The following is a 26,778-nucleotide window of genomic DNA, read 5'->3' as shown; positions in this document are numbered from 1 at the left end:
GACTCTGGATGATGTCACTTAATCTTTTTACGGCGCATCAGCGGTCGCACTAGGCTGGCATGGAACTGCGAGTGGGCTCGTTAGCTACTGCTGCTACATAAAGAGAAAAATGCTATGAAGCTGCAAATTTATTCAGATTTGCATAACGAATTCTCGCGATTCGAACCTCCTACCAGCGACGCGGACGTAGTGATTCTCGCCGGCGATATTGATATCAAATCGCGTGGAGTCTCATGGGCGAACGACACATTCCAGTGCCCTGTTATCTATGTGTGTGGCAATCACGAATATTACGGCGGCCACATAGGTCACACACTGCGAAAGATGAAAAACGCTGCATTGCCCCATGTGCATGTACTCGAAAACGAGATGCTCATTCTCGATGGCACACGCTTTTTGGTCACAACGGCCTGGACGGATTATTCGGCTACTGGTGATGTGGTTGCGGCAAAGCGCGTTGCTTGGGATTCGATGAACGATTTCTTGGTGATTCGAGCCGACTTGGATTACAGACGCCTGCGTCCAGATGACCTAGTCGCGAAATCAATGAGGGCTCACCGATGGTTAACCCAAGAGCTTAATAGACCTTTCGACGGCAAAACAGTGGTGGTCACACACCATGCACCAGTGTTGGATCGTCTGGGTGACGATCACCCCGGACATCTGGCTGCAGCCTATGCGAACGATTGGTCAGAGCTACTTAGTAAGGCTGATCTGTGGATACATGGACACACGCATTTTGCAGCAGACTTCCTTAAGAACGGGTGCCGAGTGTTTTCAAATCCGCGCGGATATCGGGGGCAAAGTACAGGCTTCGATCCTGAGTGCTTGGTAGAGGTTTGATGGTGAGTATTTCTCTGCAGTTCCATGCTTTAGGCTCGTAGTCGCTAGATCAAAACTAGCGGGTATGAGATTGCTCGAACGGTCGGTATTTAGAGCGAATTTGAGGGTTGTGAATGGTCACTTTAAATGAAATCTCGCAGCTGCTTTACGGCGTAGGGGAAGAGATGCCTGGCTGGCAGGGCACCCAGGACGAACTAATTGCATTGGCCGCAAACGCCTTCCCTGGCAAAGCCTTCTGTGTTGTGGAGCAGTGGATCCTGATCGACCTCACTGTGACACCTGCGGAGAAGGAAAAACTCACCGGGCTTGGTCTATTGCCCGCGACCCTGTTCGCCCATGAGGTCGTGCTCGATAGCCGTAATCGATTTCAACCCACCATGTGGGTACGCAGTAATTTCGGCGTGTCTTCCAACGCTTACATGTTTGAAACCAAAAATACTGTCTATCTCCTGCTTGGGCCTGGACTGAGAAAAGAGGCTGGCATTGGTGCCGCTTTTTCAATGAAGGTAGGGTGAGCGATGCTGGCCGACGGTGTATTCATGGTCGTTTTGGAGCTTGAGTTGGATGCCTGAAGTAATTGAGCTGGAATTTCATAGTAAAGATGTCAGCGAATTTCAGCTGCACCGTTTGGTGCGAGCAAGCTTTCGCAAATACACGGTGCCTGTCACGGCATTCATCAGCGACGCTTTTATTGCAGATGACACATGCGTCGGGGTGTCCTTCGACCATTCGAAGCGTGACGATGCATACCACAGGGTGGATGGTTCCATTCTTCTCACAGGTAAAATTCAGTCAGCGAGAAAAGAGGGCCGGTTTTGGTTGCTCGAGACTCAAGATGGTAATTACGTCATCACTAGCTTCAGGCGAGACCTGGGCAGAGCTAGCTTTTTGAAGCTTCTCCAGTCCGCCGATAGATCCTAATCGGTAGTATGAAAGCCATCATTTGATAACCTGGTAGGGCCGTGTCATATGCCAGATGAACGATGGTCAGTCGTTAGGGCAATAGCCCATTTTGACGAGTTGCTCGACCAGGTGATCACGACTCGCAAACCAGTTTTCGTTGATGGAGAACGCAGGACTGCGGTGTTCATTTCAATGGAGGAGTGGCTGTCGATTCAGGACAAGCTCATTGCTCGAGCTCCCTCAAACCTCTGAACTTTCGCTTGCTAGGCCTCTTACGGTTTTAGTCTGCTGCGCTCCGAGTCCACCATGCGGAGCGCTTCAAGCGGCATCTGTCCTGTAACGCTCGCCTTAGCTCAGTAACCGAGCTCGTTCAGCAGCTGTTGCAAAAAACCACGGCGCCTACGAATCGCGCACAGGATTAGATAGTCGCGGTCGGTATCGGTTGTTGAAATATGCCCGGCGTCCACCAAGCCATGGATGTAGCCTTCAGCTTTTCCTCTCGCCTCCAGCAGGGCTTCGATGGAAGTGCTTTTGAAAATGTCGCCAGCAATGAGCTGCCACCGCTTCTTCTGGCGGTTCCCAACGGGGTCGTCGGAAAATTTCGGTGCGTTGATAAGTGTGTTGAAATCGGCAAGTGCGTCAGGTGTGTTCAAAGCGAATTCTCGGAACGGTGATAACTGAGTTGAGGCTATCATGCGCACACTAAGTCGCTTGTTGTGAGCTGGTTTTTGTAGGCGCTGGCGCGAAGGGACGACTTCAATGATGGTGCACGCTATCGGTGGCACCTTTGAACATTGCGGAGCGTACAGGCAGTGTTATTCAGCGATTACATTCTTAGCCCGGAGTTGGTATGGGATATCTCAGCCTAGAGGACATCTACCCGGATGACGTACACAAATATGGCCATATGCGGGTAGGAATGACCGATCTCTACGTTAAAGACAATCACGCCGCTTATGGTGTGGTGACGCGTGGCGAATGCCGCGAGCTGACCAGTAGGTTACTGCGTGACGAAACAGTGCAAATGATCATTAGCGCTAATCTCGCCGCATTGCCAGAGGACTACGATCCGTGGATTAGGCGGATCGAACGCAATCGCGCCTTACACGCTAGGTATGGGGACAAATTCGATCCATGGGGAGACGACAGACCTTCATGAGGGCTTCGGCGAAGCCCGTATAGCGGTTCGTTCCAAGGATTATGGGGGCGGCTACTGTTGGCTGGAACGTGCGCATATCCTTACGTAACGTCGTACCCTCCTGCATACATAATCCCATGTTTGGATGTTGCGCGTAGGCATCATGACAGGTGGGGTTTCGGGAAGTTTTGGTACAAATAATACGCGTATTTGCAGTGCTGCTATTTTCTAGAGTATGGGTGCCTTGGGGGAACACAGGTCGTGCCAAAATAAGCGCTTTTCAGTTGATGCCTCTCTCCAAAACCGAAATCTCTTCTTGACGAAGATTGACCCGCTGACGATCTTTTGAGTAGTTGCCGCATCCTTTCACCCGCATGGAGAGTCATATGAGCGCTGGTCATAGTCACGGTCAAGCTCGTGCAGGACACGAGAAAAAATTGTGGATCGCTTTGGTGTTAACGACAAGCTTCATGATCGCGGAGGTCATTGGGGCTTTTGTGACAGGCAGCTTGGCGTTGTTATCCGATGCGGCTCACATGCTAACCGATTCCACTGCCTTGGCTATTTCATTGATAGCTATTCAAATTGCCAAACGCGCTGCGGATAAAAAGCGGACATTCGGCTATGCACGATTTGAGATCCTCGCAGCTGCTTTTAACGCGATTTTGTTGTTCATGGTGGCGGTGTACATCTTGTATGAAGCTTATCAGCGGTTTAAAGCCCCGACAGAAATCCAATCGACAGGGATGCTGATCGTCGCAGTGATCGGACTAGTTGTGAACCTTGTTTCAATGCGGTTGCTAATGTCTGCCAGTGCCGAAAGTCTTAACGTAAAAGGCGCGTACCTAGAAGTATGGAGCGACATGTTGGGCTCCATGGGCGTAATAGGGGCGGCATTGATCATTCGTTTTACCGGATTCACTTGGGTTGACTCGATCGTTGCCGCAGCTATCGGCCTGTGGGTGCTTCCCAGAACCTGGGTTTTGCTCAAAGAAAGCATGAACATCCTGTTGCAAGGGGTTCCGGATGGCATCGATATCGCTGAAGTGGAAGCGTGCATCAGGGCGGTTGAAGGCGTTGAGGATATCCATGACCTGCATATCTGGGCCCTGACCAGCGGCAAGAATGTCATGAGTGCTCACCTTGTAATCTTGCGTAGCTCCCGATCTGAGCAAGATATATTGGCTGAGGTGACTCGGCTGATGAGCGAGGTATTCCATATCAGCCATACGACTCTTCAACTGGAAAACTTGCAGTTTCATGCAGCGCTTGAAGAAAACGAAGGCATGCAGCACTAGAGCGGGATCTTGCAAACATCTCATGTCGGAGTAGGGGTTGCTGCGATTTACTCAGAACTCAGCGGACATTAAAAAACCTGACCACAGGCGCATGTCCAGTGGTGCAGGGAGGGTTGCACAGGTTTGTTGCGGGAATTTACCCTTGAACCTTTCTAGCCTGTTGCCAAGTGGTCTGTCCGTCGAGGTTTGGGAAGCTCAGCCTGAAAACGGTCATGCTGCCAGGCATGCTTTGAACATCCGCAGTTCCCTGGTGGAGGTTCATGATCGATCGAACAATAGCTAAGCCAAGACCAGTGCCACCTTCAGCACGCGAGCGACTTGTATCAATCCGATAAAAGCGGTCAAACAAGTGCAACAGATGCTGAGGTTCGATTCCTGCTCCAGGGTTGCCTACAAGTAGCGATACCTGTTCGGCATAGTTTTCAATAACAATTGAAATAGATTGTCCCGCAGGGCAATGGCGAATTGCGTTGGACAATAGATTGGATATTGCTCGCTGTATCATTAACCTGTCGCCAATCGTCTTGCCAGTTCCGGTAACATTCAGGGTGATACGTTTCTCTTCCGCAGACAGTGAAAACAGATCGACCACCTTAAATGCTTCATCTTCTAAGGTGATTGTTTCGAACGGGACAAGTGCCGCGGGATGGCTGACCTGAGCTAAGAAGAGCATATCCGAGACAATTCGCGTGACACGCCCCAACTCCTCGGTGCATGACTCCAGCACAGCTTTGTATTCTTCTGCCGGACGCTCCCGAGAAAGGGTAACCTGGGCCTTGCCCATCAAATTGGTGATCGGGGATCGTAATTCATGGGCTAAGTCATCTGAAAATTGCGACAACTGCTGAATACCGCTGTCGAGCCGGTGCAGCATGAAGTTGATGCCATGAGCCAACTCACTAAGCTCCTGAGGCATTTTAACAACAGAAAGTCGATGGTTGAGATCTTGAGCCGAGATCATGGCGGCGACCTTCCGGAACTCTCTCAGTGGAGAAAGTCCTTGTTGTACTACGGCCCAAGCACTTGCTCCGATGAGTATTAGTAAAAGCGGTAGTGCAATAATCGTCGACCTAAGGTACGCGCTGAGCAGCGCTTCATCGTTCGCACAATCCATCGACAGCAATACGGGAACGCTTACACCGTTCTTTAATGGGATGAGCTTGGATGCGGTAAGGAAGTGTCGACCTTCACCATCTGAATTGGTGGAATAGGAAACCTTGTCAACGGCAGCAGTCGCAGCTTTCAACTCAGTCCGCGGATCCGACAATCCAGGCCCAAATTTCAGTAAGGGCGTCCTGAGGTTTTTCAGATCATAGATGGTCAGATTCAGATTGTCATGTCCCATGACTTGATCCAGTAACGAATGCGGTTTTGAATTTACGTCGGCCGTGTCATCGTATAGCGAGAGGCTATGTTCAACCTGCTCCATCTTATTGATCAGGCTGTTTTTTGCCAACTTATCCAGCTCATGCGTCAGCGCAAAAAAGGCCAAGACAGCCAAAAAAACTACCAACAACGCCCCCAAGATACTTACTGTCAAACCTAGTCGCATTGACAGGCTGACCGGCTTCATACTCGCGCCTCTAATACGTAACCAACACCGCGAAGGGTGTGGATCAACTTGTTATCGAAGGGGTCATCTATTTTGGCCCTCAGCCTACGGATTGAAACCTCGACAACGTTAGTGTCGCAATCAAAATTCATATCCCAGACCAGTGAAATGATTTGGGTGCGAGAAAGCACTTCTCCAGTCTGGCGCATCAGCAAGTGCAACAGCGCAAACTCCTTGGTTGTTAGATCTATGCGCTGCTCACCGCGAAAAGCACGATGACGTCCTTGGTCTAGTTCCAGGTCGGCTACTTTTAGTACCTGCGGGACAGGTATGTGCTCACTGCGTCGCATCAGGGTTCGTACCCGTGCAAGTAACTCAGGAAACTCAAACGGTTTAACCAGATAATCATCGGCACCCAAATCTAGTCCGCGTATCTTGTCCGCTAGGCGCCCTCGGGCCGTCAACATCATGACCCGGGCATTACTGCTTTGTCGTAGACGTTCAAGAACACCCCAGCCATCAAGTTCGGGAAGATTAACGTCAAGTATCACCAAATCATAAACATGTTGGCGCGCCAGATGTAGTCCATCCGCGCCATTTATCGCACGATCAACAATGTAGCCACTTTCAGTCAGTCCCTGATGTAAGTATTCGGCAGTTTTGAGCTCGTCCTCAACTACAAGGATTCGCATAACATTTCACCTTCTTAATGACTAGAGTTAAAGGGGTTCAGAAAAGTAATAAACGTATACTGTGGTTTTCTGATTGGTATTGTCTTTTTATAAGATTCTCAATCTTCATATGGTTTGAATAACTTACGAGATGACAGCCTTCACTCTAAAGCCTGTAGCTGCTTTAGGGTCAAGCCAAAGCTGCGGTTTTGAGGCGCCAAAGCTAGGGTTGCGACAATCTGTCGCGGGAAATAATCCATAGGCTATATATCCATAGAGAGCTCATATGAATACCCCAATTCGACAAGTGCGCTTCGGCAGATAATTGCTGAATTTTTGTTTCATCATATTTCCGCCTTAAGTTTTTCTTTTTTAACACCTCCTATATTAGAGCAAAACCTACAGCAGTAGAGCTGGATAACATATTTGTAATTCTTCAGTCACCTTGTTGATAGATGAAGAACTCTACAGTTATCACGTTGAGAAAATTCGCTTTAAAGGAAGTATAAAATTGCGTTGGCTTAGAAAGTTAGTTACCCCCTTGCGTACCATAAAATCCTTGTTGGTAATAGGCCTAAGTTGCACGTTTGCACTATCAGGCACGGCTTTTTCCGCTGGTTCGGTTTCACAGGCGCTGACAATGGATCAAGTGCTTCAAATGGCGTTTGCCAACAACCCTGACCTAGCGGCAGCACAGTGGGAAATTGGTATCACTCAGGGAGATCGGCAGCAGGCGAGCTTGATTCCCAATCCTGAGTTGTCTTGGGAGGCTGAGGATACCCGGCGTAATTCGCGCACTACGACGGTGATGATCAATCAGCCGATCGAGCTTGGTGGTAAGCGAGGCGCTAGGATCGAAGTGGCAAGTCGAGCGCAAGATGCAGCCGAGATTGAATTGGAGCGCAAGCGTAATGTTCTACGTGCCGATGTCATTCAGGCGTTTTACAACACATCTACGGCTCAGCAAAGGTTGCTGTTATCACGTCAATCACTTGAGCTCGCACAGCGTGGCTTGAATGTAGCTCAAGGTCGCATCAGTAGTGGCAAGTCATCGCCTGTTGAAGGTACGCGAGCAGAAGTCCAGTTGTCGGAGGTACGCCTAGAGCTGAAACGGGCAGAGCGAGAGGAGGCAAATGCCTATCAACAACTCGCTCGAGTCATTGGTGTGCCTTTGCCGGCGTTTGCGTCTGTAAGTGATTCAAGTCAGCCAATGCCAACTGTACCGGAACCTTCGCTGCTCCTTAATCGCATCGGTCAGACTGCGGAGTTACGGTTGGCAAAGCTGCAAATTGACCAGCGTGAAGCCTCACTTGGCTTGGAGAAAGCCCAGCGCATTCCTGACCTAACCGTAAGTTTAGGTAGCCAATACGATGAACGGGAGCGTGAGCGCGTGAATGTCGTAGGGCTGTCGATGCCCATCCCATTATTCAATCGTAATCAGGGCAATGTGTTGGCAGCCGCCCGCCGAACTGATCAGGCCCGCGACCTTCGCAATGCCAGCGAGTTACGCCTGCGCACAGAAATTCAGACCACTCTAGCTCAGTGGAAGACAGCGAACACTGAAATCACGTCGTTCAATCAAACCATCCTGCCTGCCGCGCAAAGTGCTGTAGATACCGCTACCCGTGGTTTCGAAATGGGGAAATTCAACTTCCTAGATGTGCTAGATGCCCAGCGCACCTTAATCAGCGCGCGCGGCCAGTACATCCAGGCCATTGCCGAGGCGACAGACGCCTGGGTGCGTATCGAGCGAATTTTCGGTGATGTCGACAAGCTCACTCATACCCCTTGAATTTCATATAACACTTTTTTAACCGCTACTCAGCATCGCAGTGCCACGGTAATCCGTGACTGCCCACTGAGCTGCGTAGGGAGTCCCATGGATAAAAAACAAATCCTTGTCACCGCACTGACCCTCACGGTGGGCATATGTGTTGGTTCGCTCTGGATGGGTAGCACGTCAACAGCGTCCACCGGCGTACAGACGCAAGAAGAGCAGGGCCACGATGCTGATCACAGCAACGAGGGTGCGGCCAAGGAGTCAGTTGATGGCGGGCATGAAGAAGGGGAAGCAGAAGAAGGTCACCTGACTCTGAGCGACGATCAGATCAGATCTGCCGGCATTCAGTTAATCGAAGCTAAGGAACAGAGCATCAGCCTCTCATTGCCGTTTCCTGGAGAAGTCCGTTTCGATGAAGACCGTACTGCGCATGTGGTACCCCGGGTTCCTGGTGTCGTCGAGTCGGTACATGTCAATCTTGGCCAAACAGTGAAAAAAGGTCAGCTACTAGCCGTGATTGCCAGTCAACAAATTTCTGATCAGCGCAGTGAGCAAGCCGCAGCGCAACGTCGTCTAGAGTTGGCGCGCACTACCTACGAGCGTGAACGCCAGTTATGGCAGGACAAAATCTCTGCCGAACAGGATTTCCTTCAAGCCCGTCAGGCTCTGCAAGAGGCCGAAATCGCTGTCAGTAATGCCCGACAAAAAATCAGCGTACTTAGTGGCAGCTCGGTGATCAGTGGTGGCAACCGGTATGAGCTGCGTGCACCGTTCGATGGCGTTGTGGTCGAAAAGCACTTGGGCCTTGGTGAGGTTGTCAGTGAAACCAGCAATGCTTTTACGCTCTCGGACTTGTCGCATGTTTGGGTGACTTTTGGCGTTTCCCCTAAGGATTTGAGCAAAGTCCTGGTGGGCAAGTCTGTCACGGTTAGTGCCGCTGAGTTGAATGCGGAAGTTACGGGTGCCGTGGCCTACGTTGGGAGTTTACTGGGTGAGCAGACTCGTACCGCCACTGTCCGTGTGTCCATAGCGAATCCGCAAGGGGCTTGGCGTCCCGGGCTGTTCGTAACCGTACTGGTTGATACCGATACCCGGCTGGCGAAAGTCGCAGTACCAGAAGCAGCAATCCAGACGGTCGAGGATAGGCCAACAGTTTTCGTTCGAACTGATGACGGGTTTAAGGCGCAAGCAGTAGTAATAGGTAGTCGTGCAGCAGGTCTGGCTGAGATCACAGAGGGCCTGGAGCCCGGAGCTCAAGTCGCTGCTGCCGGCAGCTTCATTCTGAAATCAGAACTGGGTAAAGCCTCGGCTGAACACGCCCACTGATCCGCCACTTCCACGAGAAGGTTCTCATGTTCGAACGCCTAATCCAATTTGCCATCGAGCAACGCATAATCGTCCTGCTCGCGGTTCTCCTCATGGCCGGACTCGGCATTGCTAGCTACCAGAAGCTGCCGATCGACGCCGTGCCCGACATCACCAACGTCCAGGTGCAAATCAATACTGGTGCCGCAGGTTTCTCGCCACTGGAGACTGAGCAGCGCATCACTTTCCCTATTGAAACCGCCATGGCAGGTCTGCCGGCACTTGAGCAGACGCGTTCACTCTCACGCTCGGGGCTTTCACAAGTTACGGTGATTTTCAAGGAAGGCACCGACCTATTCTTCGCCCGGCAATTGGTCAATGAACGATTGCAGATGGCAAAGGAACAATTGCCCGAAGGCGTGGAAGCTGTCATGGGGCCGATTTCTACCGGTTTGGGTGAGATTTTTCTGTGGACTGTCGAGGCCCAAGAAGACGCCGTAAAAGAGGATGGTAGTCCCTATACGCCGACCGACCTGAGGGTAATCCAAGATTGGATTATTAAACCTCAGCTGCGCAACGTTCCTGGGGTCGCCGAAATTAACACCATTGGCGGATTCGCCAAGGAATACCAGATTGCTCCGGATCCAAAACGCTTGGCCGCTTACAAGCTGACCCTGACAGACATTGTGACCGCGCTGGAAAGCAACAATGCTAACGTAGGAGCCGGCTACATTGAGCGCAGTGGCGAACAACTACTGATTCGTGCCCCTGGCCAAGTGGCGACCACCGACGACATCGCCAATATCGTGATCGCCAACGTCGATGGCACCCCTATACGTATTAAAAATGTGGCGACCGTGGATATTGGGCGTGAAATGCGTACCGGTGCGGCGACCGAAAACGGTCGTGAAGTGGTACTCGGCACGGTGTTCATGCTGATAGGCGAGAACAGCCGTACCGTCTCTCAGGCCGTTGCAGTCAAGCTAGAGCAAATCAACCGTTCACTGCCTAAAGGGGTGGTTGCGATCACTGTTTACGACCGTACTAACTTGGTAGACAAGGCTATTGCCACGGTCAAGAAGAATCTGATTGAAGGTGCAATCCTAGTAATCGCGATTTTGTTCCTATTCCTAGGCAATATTCGCGCAGCACTGATCACTGCCATGGTCATTCCTCTAGCCATGCTCTTTACCTTCACAGGTATGTTCACCAACAAAGTCAGCGCCAACCTGATGAGCCTGGGGGCTCTGGACTTCGGTATTATCGTCGACGGTGCAGTGGTTATTGTCGAAAATGCTATACGGCGCCTCGCCAATGCGCAGCACCATCACGGGCGCCTCCTCACTCGCTCCGAGCGCTTTCACGAAGTGTTTGCAGCAGCCAAAGAAGCCCGTCGACCACTGATTTTCGGGCAGTTGATCATCATGGTCGTTTATCTACCTATTTTTGCCCTGACCGGTGTCGAAGGGAAAATGTTCCACCCCATGGCGTTCACCGTCGTGATCGCCTTGCTAGGCGCTATGCTGCTGTCCGTAACCTTTGTTCCTGCGGCAATTGCCATGTTCGTGACGGGCAAAGTCAAGGAAGAAGAGAACGTGATAATGCGAGGAGCGCGACGGGCTTATGCCCCCGCGCTGGATTGGGTCATGAGTCATCGATCGCTGGCATTTGCCATGGCATTAGGTGTCATCGCTGCGAGTGGCGTGGTCGCCAGTCGAATGGGCAGTGAGTTTGTACCTAGTCTCAGCGAAGGCGATTTTGCACTGCAAGCATTACGAGTACCCGGTACAAGTCTGACGCAATCGGTGGAAATGCAGCAGCGCCTGGAAAAGCTTGTGCTGGAAAAAGTGCCTGAAGTCGAACGGATGTTTGCTCGAACCGGTACTGCAGAGATTGCTTCCGATCCAATGCCGCCGAACATCTCTGATAGTTATGTGATGCTCAAGCCGAAGGATCAATGGCCTGATCCAAGCAAGTCCCGGGAGACGTTGACAGAAGAGATCCAGAAAGCAGCGGCTGCTATGCCCGGTAGCAACTATGAGCTTTCCCAGCCTATCCAACTACGTTTCAACGAGTTGATTTCAGGCGTGCGAAGTGATGTGGCGGTCAAGGTCTTCGGTGATGACATGGCAGTGCTTAACAGTACCGCTGCGAAAATTGCCGCGTCAATGCAGGGGGTCGATGGCGCCTCCGAGGTTAAAGTCGAACAGACAACGGGGCTACCTGTACTGACCATAAACATAGACCGCGACAAAGCCGCACGTTACGGTCTGAACGTTGGAGACGTTCAAGACACCATTGCGGTGGCTGTCGGTGGCCGCCAGGCCGGGACGATGTATGAGGGAGATCGCCGCTTCGACATAGTGGTGCGTTTATCCGACGCCATGCGTAAGGACGTTGAGGGGTTGTCCACACTGCTGATTCCAGTCCCGGCGCTGCTCAATGGCAATGCCGATCAGATCGGTTTTATTGCCCTTTCAGAAGTGGCGACCCTCGATCTTGTACTTGGCCCGAATCAGATCAGTCGTGAGAACGGTAAGCGTCTGGTCATTGTCAGCGCGAATGTACGTGGACGGGATATCGGATCATTCGTTAAGGAGGCTAGCATCGCCATTGATCAACAGGTAGAGATTCCGGCCGGTTATTGGGCTACCTGGGGTGGGCAGTTTGAACAACTTCAATCAGCTGCCAAACGCTTGCAGATAGTTGTCCCTGTGGCTCTGCTCTTGGTATTCACCCTGCTGTTCATGATGTTTAACAATCTCAAAGACGGCATGCTGGTATTCACCGGGATTCCATTCGCATTGACGGGTGGTGTTATGGCTTTGTGGCTACGTGATATCCCGCTGTCGATCTCGGCGGGTGTTGGTTTCATTGCATTGTCGGGTGTGGCAGTGCTGAACGGTCTGGTGATGATTGCTTTTATCCGCAACCTTCGAGAAGAGGGACATTCGTTGAGTTCTGCGATCAATGAAGGAGCGCTGACGCGGTTGCGCCCAGTATTAATGACAGCTTTGGTGGCATCCCTTGGCTTTATCCCCATGGCTCTAGCTACTGGAACAGGCGCGGAAGTCCAGCGGCCCCTAGCTACCGTTGTGATCGGCGGAATACTGTCCTCAACTGTGTTGACCCTACTGATACTTCCTGCGTTATATCACTGGGCACACCGTAAAGATGAAGAGGCAGACAGCGAAAAACAAGAAATAGTATAGCAGTTTGTTTTTAAAGCCCGCTGCTGATCCTCATTAGCGGGCTATTTATATCAATGATGACGGATATGTAATCTTAGTGCCACCGTATTGATAGCTTCGTATTGATACTCTAATACCAGTATTTAATATGAGGTGTCGAAATGAAAATCGCACAAATTTACGCTCTTGTAGGAGCATTGATTCTTTCTTCCACTGCATTGGCTGAGGGTGGTGGAGACCGGACTATTGCTAGAGCTACTCAAGCTACCGAGCAGGCTATGGAGAAGTTTTTAGCCAAAGAGCTGAAAAAAACTCCTCCGAAAATGTCAGGCGGTGATAAGGGCCCGATTAGTAAGTAAATGTAGTGGTGCTACACATAAGCCCCGCCCCGATTCCGGTTGCGGGGTTTTTATTGACATGTGAGGTGCAAAAAGTGAAGACTATTAATTATGTTATTTTTATTGTGGTCGCTGCGATCTCTTCAAACGTATTTGCTAAAGATAGTGACAAGGTTTTTGAAAAAAGAATGAGTGCCAACTCCGTAGCTATGGAGCAGTATGCGATTAGGCATGGAAAAAAAATTCCCGTAGCTAAGCAATATAAATACGGAATGAAATTAGATGTTGTGAATGTAGTTAGCATGGTGCGACCAGCGGAAGGGTGCGGGGTGATGCCCGCAGCTATGACATACGAAGACTCTGAAGGAGTACTGAATACAGTCAGATACACAGTGGCAGGAAAATGCCGTAAAGGTGGTTAGCCTCTACGCTCTTGGCATAGGGGGTCATATTTTTGAAGTGCGTCATAAGACATAAAATGTGGGGGGTGTTTACTGCAGGCATAAAAAAGACGCCCCGAAGGGCGTCTTAAAATACATCGTATTTAGATGAGTAATCTAAAAGTGGATGCGGAGCTTCAACTTGACAGCAGTGAGTTCCAGGTTTTTGCAAGGGTGTTAATTACCTGTAGCAGTCTAGCCAGATGCGCTAGCAGATTGCTATCTATGAACTCCAGTTTACTATAGGTGACTTAAGCTAACAGGAAGATGATTGAAAAATTACATTTTTGAAATTTTCCAGCTAAAACGGAATGTTCGTCTAGGACGATTCATCCTGCGCAGATCTTAAAGAATAGCTAATGGATACTCAATAATCACACGAACCTCATCCAGATCCGACTCAAATGTGGTTGCGCGAGTATTAGCTTGCCGTAGGCGGAAAGACATATCTTTCAAGGTACCTGTCTGAACGACATATTTTACTTCGATGTCACGCTCCCAACGTTTCTGGTCAGTAAGTGGGTTTCCATCCGCATCGCGTCTCATGTACGTCGTATTGGCGTTAGAGTAATCAGCATCAGTGCCACGACCGTAACGCGTCATAAACGACAAGCCAGGCACACCATACGATGTCATGTCGAGGTCGTAGCGAACCATCCAAGAGCGTTCTTTAGGTGAGTTAAAATCACTGTACTGAATTGAGTTATCAAGAAAGATTGAGTCCGACTGACGCAGGTAATCGAAGTCGTTATTTCCATTATTTCGCTGATGGGATAGTGCAAGTGTGTGCGCACCATACTTCACGCCTACTTTACCGCTCCATATGTTATTGTCGAAATCGCCAAGTAATTTTTTTCCTTCATCGACAGCCTTATAATAGTTAAGGCCTCCGAATACGGAAAGCTCATTTGATAATGAGTAGTTTACTCCGGTGCCAGCATAGTATTGATTCCATACGTCCTTGAGGCGACTGGAGTAAAGACTAAGGGTGACGTTTTTGTTTAAGTTATAATCACCACCAAAGTAGCCTGCCCAAGGCGAGTTAACAGGCCCGGCATAGAAGGTCGCAAAGTTGTCGCGCATGTTGCTCGAAACTGGCTGGCTCATGGCATGTAGGCGACCGCCCTGAACGGTCAAGCCTTCAATGCTAGTATTGGTTGCTGTGACGCCAGTGAAACTTTCCGGTAGTAGTCTTGAGTCGCCAGCAGCCACAACTGGGGTGGATGGGAATACGTCACCGACTTTTACTACGGTGTCAAAGGCGCGAATTTTTGCCGCACCTCCCACTTTTGTGTATTCGTCCCTTGCCTCTCCGTTGCTATTGACTGGAAGGACATCAAATGAACTACGGCCGCCATTACGGCCGCCACCCGTGTCGAGTTTTATTCCAATCATAGCAAACGCATCCACTCCGACACCGATTGTGCCCTGGGTAAATCCAGACTCGAATTTAGTAATAATCGCGTTTGCCCATGCTTCTGAATATCCATTGCCTGTAGGGCTTGACTCTCCGTTACGATGTTCGCGATTGAAGTAGTAGTTGCGGTTAAGGACGGTAAGGCTACTATCCTCTATAAAACCGCCATTTTTTTCTTCCGCAATCACCATTGACGGCACAGAGCTGACAACCATTGCCATAGCGGCTATCGAAAACTTTGTATTGTTAATCATTAATCACTCCTTCGGTTCGGCAGAACTAGAAAGCACTTCGGCTGGAATTGTTGTTTGAAGGAAGCTGGTCGCGCTTCCTATGTCATCGCCGAGTTGTATCGTTGCAATCTGTAGATAACAGGGGCATGATTGAGAAATTACAATTTTGTAATATTCGGCGGCTTTCTTGGAGTGTTGACGCGCGTGCCGTGCGATCAGCCGTTTGCGGCTCTGAGTTTTTACAATGCTAGTTGCTACACCGTGCTCACTTAGCGACCAGAAATCTTTAATTCGCACGTGAGAGGTGCGGATGCGCGGTGCTCGACCAGCTATAAGAGCATGGATAAAATTAGTTTAGACTCCCAGCCTTGGAGTCAGCACTAATTAAGGAATCAAGGAAGTGTCGGATGAATGATTTACCTGAAACTTATCGTAGTTTTTCCTTACGGCTGGCCCAGCTGTAAGCCGCGTCAAGTGAAGATCCAAAAAAAATCCGAACACATACGAAGTCGTCGAAACCAAAATCGGCAACCACTAGATGCCATGAATTTTAAGTCGGATGATTGGGCTTTTGCGCAGGAAGCGCTTGTCAGTCCGCTCTTCCTCCGCGACCATGAGCGCGGAGAGCTTGTCCTATCCTCGGTTTTGATTCAGTTGTTCAGTGACATTGTTTATGCGGAACATGGTGGACGGATACATCATCGCTCCGGGATTGTCGGTCAGGACATGCGCCCCTGCCCACGCAGCCATCTCGCCGTCGCCTGAATCATCAATGAGCAGCTTACCTCACACAGCACGACGATCAGATTTGGTCTCAAGAACGAGGGGGGCGGCCTGACCCTTGTAGGACAGCGTTACTGCGTCAGCCAGGGCATGGAAGGAAACTTCACACCATTGGTGAGAAGGAGTACATCGGCTGCAATTTTGTAAGCGACAGTATCGAACTGCTACGCCCAAACTTTCCCGAAAATAAGGTGGGGTTCTATAAGCCATCGAATCTCATCGATGCGATCCAGCGGCGTGAGGTAATGCTATGGGTAACCCGCTTCAGCTCTCCAAGTTGGTTGGCATACAAGCCTCAGAAGTTGCTGACGCCGGCAGCGGTGCCCATTGTTTTATCCGGGGGCACGTTGCAGCTCTGCAAGCACTGCGGTTGGTGATTTAAACCTGCCCTAGTAAGTCTAAGGAAATTACGCGCATCTTGCAGGCATAGCGAGAGAGCTTCAAGCCGCACGCCTAGCACGCCTAACGACGATTGGACATTGACTCGATAATGCGGCATTGCTCGATCACGCCACCCTCGCAACAAGCTATCAAGCGCTCCAATTCCGACTCCAAACCTTGCAGGTCTCGGATGCGCACTCGAACCTGCTCTAACTGCCCTTCGACTTTTGCGTCCACCCCAGCGCAGGAAGCGTCGCGTGTATCAGCAAAGCCTAGTAACTCTCGAACATCGTCAAGACTGAAGCCCAGTGCGCGGCTACGGAGTATAAACAGTAGACGGTCGCGCTCCTCGTCGGTGTAGAAGCGATAGCCCGATGCTGAACGACCTGCGGAGGGCAGGAGGACGACCTGCTCGTAATGGCGGATGGCTATCGCTTTGGTATCGGTCGCCTTCGCCAAGGCTCCGACTGTATATGTGGTCGGACTCATTTCGCTTGACCTTATAGTTGCTAGAACCTTCATTCTACGCGCCTTAGGTGATAAGCAAATCTGCGCGCGCTCAAAAGAAAGCGGACTGAATCCTATGGAAGCACCGTTAAAACAGCATCAATCCGGAGCTTGGGCACTACTGCTCTGTGCTTGGTTGCTCGCTCTGGTATCAACAATCGCCGTGCTATTCGTTGGTGAAGTCATGGGGCAACTGCCCTGTGTGCTCTGTTGGTTTCAACGAGCCTTCATGTTTCCACTCGTCCTTGTATTGGGCGTCGCCTGCTTTTTATCGGACGCCGGTGTTTGGCGCTATGCACTGCCATTAGCAGTTGTGGGCTGGCTCATCGCTCTCTATCACAACCTGCTTTATTTCGGACTGATCCCTGAAAGCATCAAACCTTGCGGGGCTGCCTAAACGGGCACGATCCATATGCTTACCTGAAAGATGTTCTTATAAGCCTGCCGACGCAGCGCGCGAGTAAGATTAACGAGCTGCTACCGCATAGGTGGGCGCCCGCTTAATCGCGCAGGGTGTTTTGGGCTTATGTCTTCGCTGGCATCTACATTTTGCGCCACACCAAAGCAGGAATTGCTCGGATGTAAATTAGTTCGCTGACCAACTCAATCAGCGTTTGAGTAATGACTGCTGCCGCAGCGAGCCCTCTGATTTCCTCTGGCAAGGCCAATGCCAGTGGCAGAACCACCAATGAATTGCGTGTCGAGCTACTGAAAGCTACTGATCTTGCAGTGATGGCCGGCAATTTGAATGCTCGCGCAACCAGCGCACCAACCAATGGTGCCAAGAGCATGAAACCAATGTAGACAGGAATGACGGGCAGCAGCTTGTCCATGTCTCTGACCACCGCTGAAATCTGAGATCCGATCACTGCGACCAATACCGCTGCCATAGCCGGTACAGGCATCCAAGCCCAAGCGTTGTTCCAACCCTCAACGACGCGTGACCTTTTTGTACCGGCAGCTGTTGCTACCGCCAATACCAAGGGCAAAGCAATCAGCACTACGAAAGCCTCAACAAATGGGCCCACCGATATAACCACCCCCGAGTCATTACCCAGCATGAAGGCCAGATACAGGGGCAGTAGCACAAGCTGAAGCAAGAGTAGTAACGGCGTTGCCGCCAGAGTCAGTTTGGAGTCGCCCTTACCGATATGGGTAAACACCACCACATAGTCGATACAAGGCGTCAGCAAGACCAACAGTGCACCCACCAAAATCGCTGGGTGACCCGTTAGGCCCATGGTCAACGCCCAAACCAACAGGGGGATGGCGACGAAGTTGGCTGTCAGCAGCGCCGTCATGAAACGCTTGTTTGCAAGCCCTTCACGGAGATCCAGGAATGGGATCTGTAGAAACATGGTGTACATCAGCACAGCGATGGCTGGCGTCACCAACGCACCTAACGCTTGAGAAGCATTAGGTGCGAGCAGACCTCCGATAGCAGCGACAATGACCGCGACGAAGTAGACGGGAATCTGGTTCTTCTCTAGCTGTTCTCTGTCCACAAAATGCCCTTAAAACGCGTGAAATCAATTTTCGATTGAGCAGGGTAATATCTGTAGCTACTACAGGTTCAAGAAAATGCTTGGGGAATTCGCATGTCAGGAATCGGGGCGTTGTCTAAATCAACGGGTTGCCACATTGAAACTATTCGCTATTACGAGAAAATAGGCCTTTTACCTCCGGCGCTGCGGTCGACCGGCAGGCACCGAATCTACACAGAGAAGCATCGTTCAAGACTCGTCTTCATCCGTCAGAATCGTGAGTTAGGCTTTCCCCTCGACGATATCCGAGAACTCATCGCGCTCGCAGCAGATGCTGATCGTCCGTGCGCTGACGCGCTGTCGGTGGTCAAGAAGCACCTAGCAGAAGTAGAGTCGAAGGTAGCTAAGCTCCAGCAAATCCGGATAGAGCTGCTCTCAATGGCAGGCACGTGTGAGTCAATTTGCTTGGGTTCAAACTCCCCAGATTGCACGATTGTAGAGTCCTTGTTCGAACCCGCTGCTGGGACGCGCTCCGGTTGCTGCTCCTAGGCGAATCAAGAAGCGTGGGGGAAGCAAGATGCCATCGAAACCGAATAACGCGAAGGTCTCGAAGGTATATTGAATCGCCCCGGCTTTTCTAGACACTCTCCAAGCTCGCTGATTGCAATTGCTATCGATATAGTGCCCAGGCGCTGTGCCGCATTTATCGCACACCCTAATAAAAACTCATAGGTGGCAATGCACTTTAGGTAGAGCGGCATCCGTGTGGACAGGACAGGGATTATCAGTTGGCGCAACCGATGAGCACCTCGACATAATTGTTCCCGATACCATCCTGCAACTTGTGGCCAAAAGCGCAAGCGGAGCGCGCCGGCCCACGATGGGCCAGAGGCTTGAGAATGGAAGCCCGAAGCGTATGGCGTAATGCCCCCGATACGGAACATTAAGTTCCTTTTGCCCCGTTATGTACCCAGATGGGGGGCACTACGGGGGGCACTGTCCTGCGTGTAGCAGTGGACGGTCGTCATCACCGCCAGGCGTTAAAGAGACTTAGGCTGGCCGTCATACCTAGAAAGCTCGAGATCCCGCAGCGCCATCAACTCGTCACTCCGTCGCATAAACTCATCTGGAGTTATTTTTTTGAGCTTGAATTCGTTGTAAAGAGCATCGGAGTTCTTCTGATAAAGCGTTAACGTATTAGTCTTGTGCACGCTTTCAGCCGCATCACCTATGCTCTTATCTCCTTCGAATACCTTTGTTAGATAGTCTCTGAGAGACTCAATGCTCTTGTGGCCTGTCCACTCCCTAACTTTGCGTAAGAATTCCTTGTCGCTGATAAGTGCTGCTTGGAACTCATCCTTGCTTTCATACTTGTGTCGTTCGACGAGCAATCTGAACAAGTTCGTGATAAAGGCATGGCGGAACATATGCGCGCATGCTTGCTCTTCAATTCCAGCCGATTCTCTGATCTTCGAGACTATCGACGTTATAGTCTCAGGTGCGATCGGTTTTGCTGTTATTTCAGATATGAGCAAGTAGTCGTTTTGGTTTTCTGGGTGTGCTTTGATCAACTTCTGTCTTGCGGCTAAGTATTTTTTGACCTCATTCAATGCAATCGCATTCACCGGAACTTCACGGACAAATGCTTCGCCGCGCTTAAGCGTTACCAGCTTTAGCATTGGATACTTCATCAGCAGGGCATCACGCAGTGACGATGTTGTCAGGGATGCGATTTCCGATCGCCGAGCGCCTGTATGCTGAAGAAGTGTGAGCAGTGCAAGGTGTCGCGCTTTGAGGAACTCGGACTTGCCGCTATCATTTACCGCCTGCACCATCTTGTCAATGTTATGCTCAGAAATTGGGCTTCGTGTGTGCTCGCGGAAAGGTAGGGGGAAAGAGTGGTGCGAGATCGTAGTTGTTACTTTGTGTTGATTGTTGAAGGTGCGAATTACTTCTTCGGTGGTTAACTTGATGGTGCCTTTTGGTGATACGAAGTTGAGGTCGCCATAAAATTCGCCAATCCAAGCTAGGAACTTTAAGCACTCTCTACCTATGTTGATGGTGGTTCTGTCTGCTCTTTTTGGTTTATCAGGTTTTCTAGGGTTGGGCTCTTCAATTAGCTCAATGATGAAATCTTCAAAAAACTTGTCGGTTATGTGATAAGGGTCGACCCTGTAATGCCAGCAGCGTCTTATCAGCTGGCTAATGTTGCTCGCGTACTGGCCAATCGTTCCACCCTTGCTGTCCTGCCTTCGACCATCAGCAGAAATTTGCTCATGCTTCTTGGATAGTTTTAGCAAATAGAGATTGGCGATATGGCATGGCTCGTTATTTGGCCACTTTATGTATGGGAATTTGTAGAAGGCATGCTTGCGCGTCTTACCTCCGGAAAATCTCTGGAACAGATCTACATGATCTAGCGTTTCCACCAGAAATTCTTCATTCATTTTTCTTACCCTTGGCCGTGATAGATACGACCGATGCCTTCTGTATAGGCGGGATTTGATACATTTCAGGGTTTAGACTGGTTATTGCAGTGATACGCTTTAATATTTCCGCAGCGCGAATCTTGCGCGTCACTTCATCTTGTGCGCTGACTACGCCATCCAGCTTACTGCGGACATCCGATAAGGTTTGCAGGAGTATCAAGTTTGAGCGCTTCTGTACATCAAGGCTGAGATTAAGCTCCGCCAATTGCGCCAGTATCGCCTCTCTAGTTCTATTGTTTTTCGTGGGTGTTTTTTTTTCCTCCTTGTTGATAACCGACGCAGCATTTTTACGTAGGCGATCTATTGCAAGGAATCCACCCGGTATTCGCTCTTCGCTTCTTTGCTTAAATGTGTTTAAACTTATGGGTGATATATGTAGCGTCTCTCCCTCAACGATCGTTTCCAAAGCGAGCTTCGCCAGAGATGCCTGGCTAATAAGGGAGTCCCTTATAACGACACTTTTGAGGTACTTGTAAGGCGTCGCGATTATCGCTAGTAATAACTTTCTCGTGTTCTCAATCGAGGCGGCTTGAATGGTTTTTCCCTCATCCCATTTCATCTTGTTTCCTCACAACAACAAGTATGTCAACCCGTAAACCGTTATCACTCTCCAGGAAAACTGGCTCCATGGTCATTTGGTCGCTTTCCATAAGAAAGTCAAAGTATTCTGCGAGCTGTTCTGCATCCATTAATGACACGTTTCGGGTGCCGAATTTAGCCTCAATCAGATCAACCACATCAGTATAGTACGTGGCGCCGCCAGAGGCGATACGCTCGCTGAGGGCTTGCGACAAGGTGTTTTGAAGCTCCTTGCCTGGCAGCTCCTCCGTAATGTAATTCCAGATGTGCGCCGGGTCAGTGTGCCCGAACATCCACTGCAGGATGCCTACGCTTGCCCCGTACCCACAATGGAGGAAGATTAAGGCAAAGAACCGCCTCAGTTGGTGTTGGCGGATGTAGTAGCGACGCCCCAAACTGTCGCGCTCGACCTCAAAGTAATCACAAAACAGATCAATATTTTTGTAGTAGAGGTAAACGTCGCAAGGCGTCAAAGAACTTGTGCCTATGATGCCTGGGGACGAAAACAAGGGAAGGTGCTGATCGATGAAGCCGATGCTGATCAGCTCTGTCTGGAAGTCAATGAGCGTCTGAACCATTTCCGCCGCTAGGGGATCAATGGGGCGGGCGTTTCGAGCCCTGCGACCTTTTAGACCCCGACTAGACTTGGCGATAGGGGCGATCAGCCACTTTTTGTCCGCGCTGAGACAGTTGGCAGGATCGAGGCCGCGTAGTTCACAACCCCGTTTCGCCATCGTTGCTCCTACCAACAACTGGATAGATCCGTAATAGACCGCGATGAGTTCCAGTAGCCCTACATTGCCCCGTAGCTTGCTGAAATACAGTTCCTTGCTTTCTTTTAGTTCAGTACCAGGATCCCTTCCGTTGGAGCGAGTAGAAATTCCTAGGTACTGGACGCCAAGTTTAGCGATGGAGGGTTCGAGTAGCGAGAGGATAGTTGTGTCTGGGATGCCTGTGATGTTGACCTTGTGTTTCACGGAATATTTGGCGATGTTCACATAGCTTTCAAGAAGCTGCGGGCCGTATTCAAAGTGGAACTCAATGCCATCTTTGATCGCCTTGAAAATGATTGGGGTTGGGACATTTTTAAAACGGCCCATCGCCGCCCCTGTTACTTTATAGGTTGCAATCTCTCTAAGATCTTCTGGGGTAGGGAGTGGAAAATCTAGGGCAGAGATCTTTTGTAAGATGGTAAAGGCGGTGCGGTACAAGACCAAGTCTCGCTTGGTCATGCGGTCTGGGTTGCCGTTGGTGACCGGGGCGCCATCGACCTCACGAATAAAGCGATCATTACGCCAAATGAAACCTAATATGCTATGCAGGGGCTTGAGTCGCCTTTTTCCAGCTAAAGTATCGTTGTATAGTTGTGCACTGACCCATACTGAGTTGACGTTCACTCCACCATTTGGATGGGTGTGGTACATCTTGTTGATATAAAGCGCGGCTCTTACACGCGGGATCAGCTCCAGAGGGATATCAAGCACGTTCTCTTCGAGCTGAAGAGGTGTTATGTCGGAGATGGAAGGGTAATCCTCCAGGCATTTATCAATGGCCGCTGGGCTAGTTTCCTCCAGAAGCGAAATGCAGTAGTTCGCGAGACGATTGTTCCAATCGTAGGTACTCACAGCGACGTAGCTACTAGTCCCGACCTGCTCGATGATGTCACACATCACGTCATAGGTAAGCGCGCTCAGGCCATGCTCGACCAGCTCCAAGGCTTCGGCGCCTTGAAGGATATGGTCAATGAGCGTGAGCGTTCGTCGAAAAGATGCCGCCTGTGAGGCCCAGCTATTGGTGAAGCCTGGCCCAGCTGAATTTTGAGTCGCTGCTATCAGCCAGCATTGCAACGAGTTGAGTAATTTGACGTGCTGTGGATCCGTTAATAACGAACCGTCATACAGGTGAACACTCCAATCCAGGTCTTGGTCGGTCTTGAAACCAAAATTGTATTTCCACACAGGATCCCTGAAGCTTGAGACAAGCCACGGAGCCGACATGAAGTGTGATATGTCGCGTTTCTTGAACAGGCTGGCGAAATGAGCGAGGTGTTCAGGATACTGCATGGATCATGCTCTCGTAGGCGCTGGGGTTGCAATTTTTGGAGGCGATTTCCAAATGAGCGTGCAGGAGTTTGTCGCGACTTTTGAGGATGTACTTCTCGACCGTATCGCAAACCGCAGCCCAGTATTTGGCCAGCCCTCGAACAGCGTGTGGCGTCTTGCTGAGATTGATGGCTTTTCTGATGGACATCAGCGCGGTCATGCTTTCAGCAGACACGGAGACACCCACCTCTACAATCTCACCATTGGCCAAGCGATTTTCTTCCCTGGTTTTGAGGTTCTCCGGAACCTCCTTGAGTGTGTACCGGCTCAAAAACTCGTGCATTTGGTCGAAATCGTCAAACTTGGAAGCACGAAGTAGGTATTTACTGTCTTTCATGGCTTCGCAGATGATTCCCTTCTGGAAAATACGCACATACCTGGTCGCGAAGAAGTCATAGATCGCGGTGGGCAGGTAGGAATCCAACAGGTCTCTGTTCATGTGGGCGTGACCAAGCTTTCTGGCAAGTCTTGGCAGGCTATGATTTTGAATGTAATCAGCCACGGCTGACTGAGCGCGAACCCTGGTTATCGAGAGCTTCTTGATAAAGTCCACCAAGTCGTCGCCTCTTTTCACGGTGTGGGGCGATAGCCGCGCAATGAAAACTTCGCGCCTAAAAGCGTTCTTATCGACTGCCGTTCGATTTAGAATGTTGCTGTCAGCAGTTTTCGGATAGTTGAAGCTTCTTCCGCACGTTAAAAAAAGTTTTTGCCAAGTCGGATCGCCTTGCTTTTTAAGGTATTGGCGAAGTGGCTCCGTGATCTCTTCTACCATACGAACGAGCGCAGCAGCCTTGGGGTGCAGCAGGATTTTCTGTTCGGAGTTCTTACTCCCGCGCCTATCCTTAAATCCAATAAGTTCATAGCCCTTGTCAGTCTTCAAGAACGAAACCCTTTTTGGGCCGTCCCAAATCACCAAGTCGTCCATGAAGGTAGTGGTAATTTCCGGGTGGTATAGAGTGAGTAAGCACTGAAACGGCAGTAAGCTGTAGGTTGTGGGTAGGCCAAGTTTTAGTGCTAGCGCCGGAAGCCTTATTCCGTAACGACGACGCGCATCATTCGTTGTGCACATGCCTTCGTCTTCGAAGGTGCGACAAATATTTGCGAAGCCTAGCTTTTCGAAGTTAAGGCGATTTTGGGGGTTGCGGACAACACGCTCCAGAAGCATGCCGTCCCCAGCTTCTCTGACTCGAATTCGTTGCGCTTTGCGAATTGCCAACGCCTCTGATAGCCCCCATTTTTCGATGCACGACAGATCACTGGTAATCTCTCCATAAAGGAGGTCGATTGCCTGGATGTCCGTGACATGCACGGGTACTTCTGTCAGAAGTTTGTCTTTGATCTCAATGCCATGCTTGTTCTTCTTGATGTTGAGCTCGGAGCCAGCCTTACTCTTCCCTGCAGGCAAAACTATTGCGTCTTCGTCAGCCGACCAAACATCGGTTTTGAGGAAGCATCTTATGATCAGGTTTCGCATAGTTCTGAAAGTGCGAGCATTGAGTTCTGGGTCTTCGTTGCGCTCGTACTCAATGTTCTGGTAGTGCCAGAAATAGTGCTCGAAAAAGTCTTCCATCATCTCCGGTGACTGGAAAGCTGCCGGAGGGAAACGAAAGCTTTGCTCAGATATGTATTTGGCGAGCTTATTGATCATCCCGCTCGCCACTTTGGCGCGCTTCAAAGAGTCGCGTCTGATCGCTTCATGGAAAGCTTTGGTGAACTCAGGGCCGTGCGAGTGATACATCGCAACTAGCTTGAGATAAACCGATTTTCCTTTCTTGGCCTTGACCTTCCACCCACTCCAGAAGGAGACGATCTCCGGGTCTAGCTTGTGCTTGCTCTCTTGCCATGTCTGTTCAAAGTGAGGCAGCCGGGCACGAGACCAGATCACTGGCTGCAGGCCTGGAACAAGGTCGACCAGACCAGAAATCATCTCAGTAACAGCAATTGATCGTTGACGAACTATGTACTCTTCAAGCACAGCTATGTCGCCAACGTGAAGGCTTCCAAGAAAGCTTTCGACCAGCCACGTGAGTTTTTCACCATCAAGGTTGGTCAGGCTGAGGTACTCGCCCAAGCAGTGACAGTGACAGTCGAAAAGCTGCAGAGCATTACTATTGTGTCTATCAAGTGTGGTCGGAGACATCAGCAGCTTGTATGCCAGCTCTTCATCAATGGCCTGCAGCGGGTAGTGGGTGACGTAGCCTTTACTTTTGATGATTGTCACGGTTTTATTTACCCTTGAAGGCTGGATTTGTCCTTAAAATGTAGCGGATTTTAAGTATTTGACAATGTGTCAAATCAGCAAACTTGCAGAGCGTAGTCTGGATGCCGATCTGGCGTTGGCCTTGAGCCTCAATGGGCGTGAGCTGTTTCGGGATGAACAGCCGCTGAAAATTCTGCTGATGTCCGCCACTCTTGAGGGCGAACGGCTGGCGAGCATTCTCGACGATGCGCCGATCTTGCGCAGTGAGGGCCGCATGTACCCGGTGGCGATGCGCTGGGGGCGGCCGTTTGTGCCGGGTGAGTTTATCGAGCCGCGAGTGGTGCAGACCGTGCTCGATGCCATCAACGATGAAAGCGGCAGCCTGCTGGTGTTCCTGCCCGGGCAGGCGGAGATTCGCCGGGTCAATCAGCAACTGGCCGACGCGCTGGGTTCGCGCAGCGATATTCTGCTGTGCCCTTTGCATGGAGAACTGGATCTGGCGGCCCAGCGTGCGGCCATCGAGCCTGCGCCAAAAGGCCTGCGCAAGGTGGTGCTGGCCACCAATATTGCCGAGACCAGCCTGACTATCGACGGCGTGCGTGTGGTGATCGATGCCGGGCTGGCGCGTGTTCCGCGGTTTGACCCGGGCAGCGGCATGACCCGCCTTGATACCCAGCGCATTTCCCGCGCCAGTGCCACCCAGCGTGCCGGCCGCGCCGGGCGTCTGGAACCGGGTGTGTGTTATCGGCTGTGGTCCGAGGACCAGCACGCGCAGTTGGCGGCCTATGGCAGTGCGGAGATCCTGCAGGCTGATCTGGCCGGGTTGGCGCTGCAACTGGCACGCTGGGGTGTCACTCCCGAGCAACTGATCTGGCTCGATATGCCGCCCTCGGCCAGTTATGCACAGGCCCGGCAATTGCTCGATCGGCTGGGTGCCTTGCATGGAGCAAAACTCACCCCCCACGGCGAAGCGATGGCTGAACTGCCTGCACATCCGCGGATTGCCCATCTATTGCTGCGCGGTCAGGACCTTGGGCTGGCCGACATGGCCTGTGATATCGCGGCGTTGTTGGGGGAGCGCGATATCCTGCGCGGCGTCGGAGCGGACCTGCATAGCCGGCTGGCCCTGCTGTCAGGCGAAAGC

General features: G+C 50.8%; 22 protein-coding genes and 3 pseudogenes. 15 read left to right on the top strand and 10 right to left on the bottom strand.

The genetic code is table 11. The features are described from left to right. The first annotated feature begins 114 nt into the window (after positions 1-114). The 3 genes from GHO03_RS12130 to GHO03_RS12120 all read left to right on the top strand — a co-directional run bounded on the left by GHO03_RS12130 (position 115) and on the right by GHO03_RS12120 (position 1,764). Positions 115-843, top strand: coding sequence for a metallophosphoesterase family protein (locus GHO03_RS12130; RefSeq protein ID WP_016779305.1), 729 nt, complete (start codon positions 115-117; stop codon positions 841-843). A 113-nt stretch (positions 844-956) separates the two neighbouring features. Beyond that, complete coding sequence (locus tag GHO03_RS12125) at positions 957-1,358, top strand: hypothetical protein (RefSeq protein ID WP_003444076.1); 402 nt, start codon at positions 957-959, stop codon at positions 1,356-1,358. Positions 1,359-1,407: 49 nt separating this feature from the next. After that, a complete protein-coding gene (locus GHO03_RS12120) occupies positions 1,408-1,764 on the top strand; it encodes a hypothetical protein (RefSeq protein ID WP_003444074.1) in 357 nt (118 codons plus the stop codon). Between the two features lie 335 nt (positions 1,765-2,099). Here GHO03_RS12120 and GHO03_RS12110 read toward each other — a convergent pair whose 3' ends face one another. Further along, on the bottom strand, positions 2,100-2,399 hold the full coding sequence (locus GHO03_RS12110; RefSeq protein WP_050901279.1) for a hypothetical protein: 300 nt from the start codon (positions 2,397-2,399) through the stop codon (positions 2,100-2,102). A gap of 655 nt (positions 2,400-3,054) precedes the next feature. On the opposite strand from GHO03_RS12110, the gene GHO03_RS25545 reads away from it, so the two are divergent. Then, the gene (locus tag GHO03_RS25545; protein WP_306452953.1) at positions 3,055-3,204 is read left to right on the top strand and encodes a DUF3703 domain-containing protein; all 150 of its coding nucleotides are present in this window, start codon (positions 3,055-3,057) and stop codon (positions 3,202-3,204) included. Positions 3,205-3,270: 66 nt separating this feature from the next. Then, complete coding sequence (locus tag GHO03_RS12100; protein WP_016779308.1) at positions 3,271-4,182, top strand: cation diffusion facilitator family transporter; 912 nt, start codon at positions 3,271-3,273, stop codon at positions 4,180-4,182. 136 nt (positions 4,183-4,318) lie between these two features. Here GHO03_RS12100 and GHO03_RS12095 read toward each other — a convergent pair whose 3' ends face one another. Together GHO03_RS12095 and GHO03_RS12090 are read right to left on the bottom strand one after the other, a co-directional pair. After that, the gene (locus GHO03_RS12095) at positions 4,319-5,755 is read right to left on the bottom strand and encodes a heavy metal sensor histidine kinase (protein WP_095018414.1); all 1,437 of its coding nucleotides are present in this window, start codon (positions 5,753-5,755) and stop codon (positions 4,319-4,321) included. Beyond that, entirely contained in the window at positions 5,752-6,426 is a 675-nt protein-coding gene (locus GHO03_RS12090) for a heavy metal response regulator transcription factor (RefSeq protein ID WP_003444058.1), read from the bottom strand. The genes GHO03_RS12095 and GHO03_RS12090 overlap by 4 nt, the downstream gene beginning before the upstream one ends. A 547-nt stretch (positions 6,427-6,973) precedes the next feature. On the opposite strand from GHO03_RS12090, the gene GHO03_RS12085 reads away from it, so the two are divergent. The 5 genes from GHO03_RS12085 (at position 6,974) to GHO03_RS12065 (ending at position 13,441) form a co-directional block, all read left to right on the top strand. Beyond that, a complete protein-coding gene (locus GHO03_RS12085) occupies positions 6,974-8,197 on the top strand; it encodes a TolC family protein (protein ID WP_228795938.1) in 1,224 nt (407 codons plus the stop codon). Between the two features lie 87 nt (positions 8,198-8,284). After that, positions 8,285-9,511, top strand: coding sequence for an efflux RND transporter periplasmic adaptor subunit (locus GHO03_RS12080; RefSeq protein ID WP_003444054.1), 1,227 nt, complete (start codon positions 8,285-8,287; stop codon positions 9,509-9,511). Between the two features lie 26 nt (positions 9,512-9,537). Beyond that, positions 9,538-12,702 (top strand): CusA/CzcA family heavy metal efflux RND transporter, encoded by a 3,165-nt coding sequence (locus GHO03_RS12075; RefSeq protein WP_016779310.1) that lies wholly within the window; start codon positions 9,538-9,540, stop codon positions 12,700-12,702. 140 nt (positions 12,703-12,842) lie between these two features. Then, positions 12,843-13,040 carry a co-regulatory protein PtrA N-terminal domain-containing protein gene (locus GHO03_RS12070; protein ID WP_016779311.1) on the top strand — a complete coding sequence of 66 codons (198 nt, stop codon included), beginning with the start codon at positions 12,843-12,845 and terminating at the stop codon, positions 13,038-13,040. Positions 13,041-13,114: 74 nt separating this feature from the next. Next, positions 13,115-13,441 carry a DUF2790 domain-containing protein gene (locus GHO03_RS12065; protein WP_081481051.1) on the top strand — a complete coding sequence of 109 codons (327 nt, stop codon included), beginning with the start codon at positions 13,115-13,117 and terminating at the stop codon, positions 13,439-13,441. A gap of 363 nt (positions 13,442-13,804) precedes the next feature. Here GHO03_RS12065 and GHO03_RS12060 read toward each other — a convergent pair whose 3' ends face one another. Further along, positions 13,805-15,130: an OprD family porin gene (locus GHO03_RS12060; protein WP_016779312.1), complete on the bottom strand. Its 1,326-nt coding sequence runs from the start codon at positions 15,128-15,130 to the stop codon at positions 13,805-13,807. A 390-nt stretch (positions 15,131-15,520) separates the two neighbouring features. Between GHO03_RS12060 and GHO03_RS12055 the strand changes: the two genes are divergently transcribed. Beyond that, on the top strand, positions 15,521-15,874 hold the full coding sequence (locus tag GHO03_RS12055) for a hypothetical protein (protein ID WP_016779313.1): 354 nt from the start codon (positions 15,521-15,523) through the stop codon (positions 15,872-15,874). 480 nt (positions 15,875-16,354) lie between these two features. On the opposite strand, the gene GHO03_RS12050 is transcribed toward GHO03_RS12055, so the two are convergent. Beyond that, on the bottom strand, positions 16,355-16,762 hold the full coding sequence (locus GHO03_RS12050; RefSeq protein ID WP_029611214.1) for a helix-turn-helix domain-containing protein: 408 nt from the start codon (positions 16,760-16,762) through the stop codon (positions 16,355-16,357). A 94-nt stretch (positions 16,763-16,856) separates the two neighbouring features. Here GHO03_RS12050 and GHO03_RS12045 point away from each other — a divergent pair. Both GHO03_RS12045 and GHO03_RS12040 read left to right on the top strand, forming a co-directional pair. Further along, positions 16,857-17,171, top strand: a pseudogene (locus GHO03_RS12045) (disulfide bond formation protein B); the annotation flags it as partial. A gap of 2 nt (positions 17,172-17,173) precedes the next feature. Then, positions 17,174-17,284 (top strand): annotated as a pseudogene (locus GHO03_RS12040) (transposase domain-containing protein); the annotation flags it as partial. A gap of 38 nt (positions 17,285-17,322) precedes the next feature. On the opposite strand, the gene GHO03_RS12035 reads toward GHO03_RS12040, so the two are convergent. After that, positions 17,323-18,285 (bottom strand): arsenic resistance protein, encoded by a 963-nt coding sequence (locus GHO03_RS12035; RefSeq protein ID WP_016779316.1) that lies wholly within the window; start codon positions 18,283-18,285, stop codon positions 17,323-17,325. A gap of 93 nt (positions 18,286-18,378) precedes the next feature. Between GHO03_RS12035 and GHO03_RS12030 the strand changes: the two genes are divergently transcribed. Further along, on the top strand, positions 18,379-18,813 hold the full coding sequence (locus GHO03_RS12030; RefSeq protein ID WP_016779317.1) for a helix-turn-helix domain-containing protein: 435 nt from the start codon (positions 18,379-18,381) through the stop codon (positions 18,811-18,813). Between the two features lie 491 nt (positions 18,814-19,304). Here the strand turns inward: GHO03_RS12030 and GHO03_RS12025 are convergent, their stop codons facing one another. From GHO03_RS12025 to GHO03_RS12010, 4 genes are read right to left on the bottom strand one after another with little or no spacing between them, the layout of a single operon-like run. Continuing rightward, entirely contained in the window at positions 19,305-20,711 is a 1,407-nt protein-coding gene (locus GHO03_RS12025) for a site-specific integrase (protein ID WP_095018412.1), read from the bottom strand. Then, on the bottom strand, positions 20,704-21,312 hold the full coding sequence (locus GHO03_RS12020) for a hypothetical protein (RefSeq protein WP_095023445.1): 609 nt from the start codon (positions 21,310-21,312) through the stop codon (positions 20,704-20,706). Before GHO03_RS12020 ends, GHO03_RS12025 begins: the two co-directional genes overlap by 8 nt. After that, positions 21,299-23,395 (bottom strand): hypothetical protein, encoded by a 2,097-nt coding sequence (locus tag GHO03_RS12015; protein ID WP_016779320.1) that lies wholly within the window; start codon positions 23,393-23,395, stop codon positions 21,299-21,301. Before GHO03_RS12015 ends, GHO03_RS12020 begins: the two co-directional genes overlap by 14 nt. Further along, positions 23,382-25,655 carry a hypothetical protein gene (locus tag GHO03_RS12010; RefSeq protein ID WP_016779321.1) on the bottom strand — a complete coding sequence of 758 codons (2,274 nt, stop codon included), beginning with the start codon at positions 25,653-25,655 and terminating at the stop codon, positions 23,382-23,384. The genes GHO03_RS12015 and GHO03_RS12010 overlap by 14 nt, the downstream gene beginning before the upstream one ends. Before the next feature lie 88 nt (positions 25,656-25,743). On the opposite strand from GHO03_RS12010, the pseudogene GHO03_RS12005 reads away from it, so the two are divergent. After that, positions 25,744-26,778: pseudogene (locus tag GHO03_RS12005) on the top strand (helicase-related protein); the annotation flags it as partial.

The sequence above is a fragment of the Pseudomonas sp. FSL R10-1339 genome, from assembly GCF_009600545.1.
GTDB lineage: Bacteria > Pseudomonadota > Gammaproteobacteria > Pseudomonadales > Pseudomonadaceae > Aquipseudomonas > Aquipseudomonas bubulae.
This window is presented reverse-complemented; position numbering and strand designations above follow the sequence as displayed.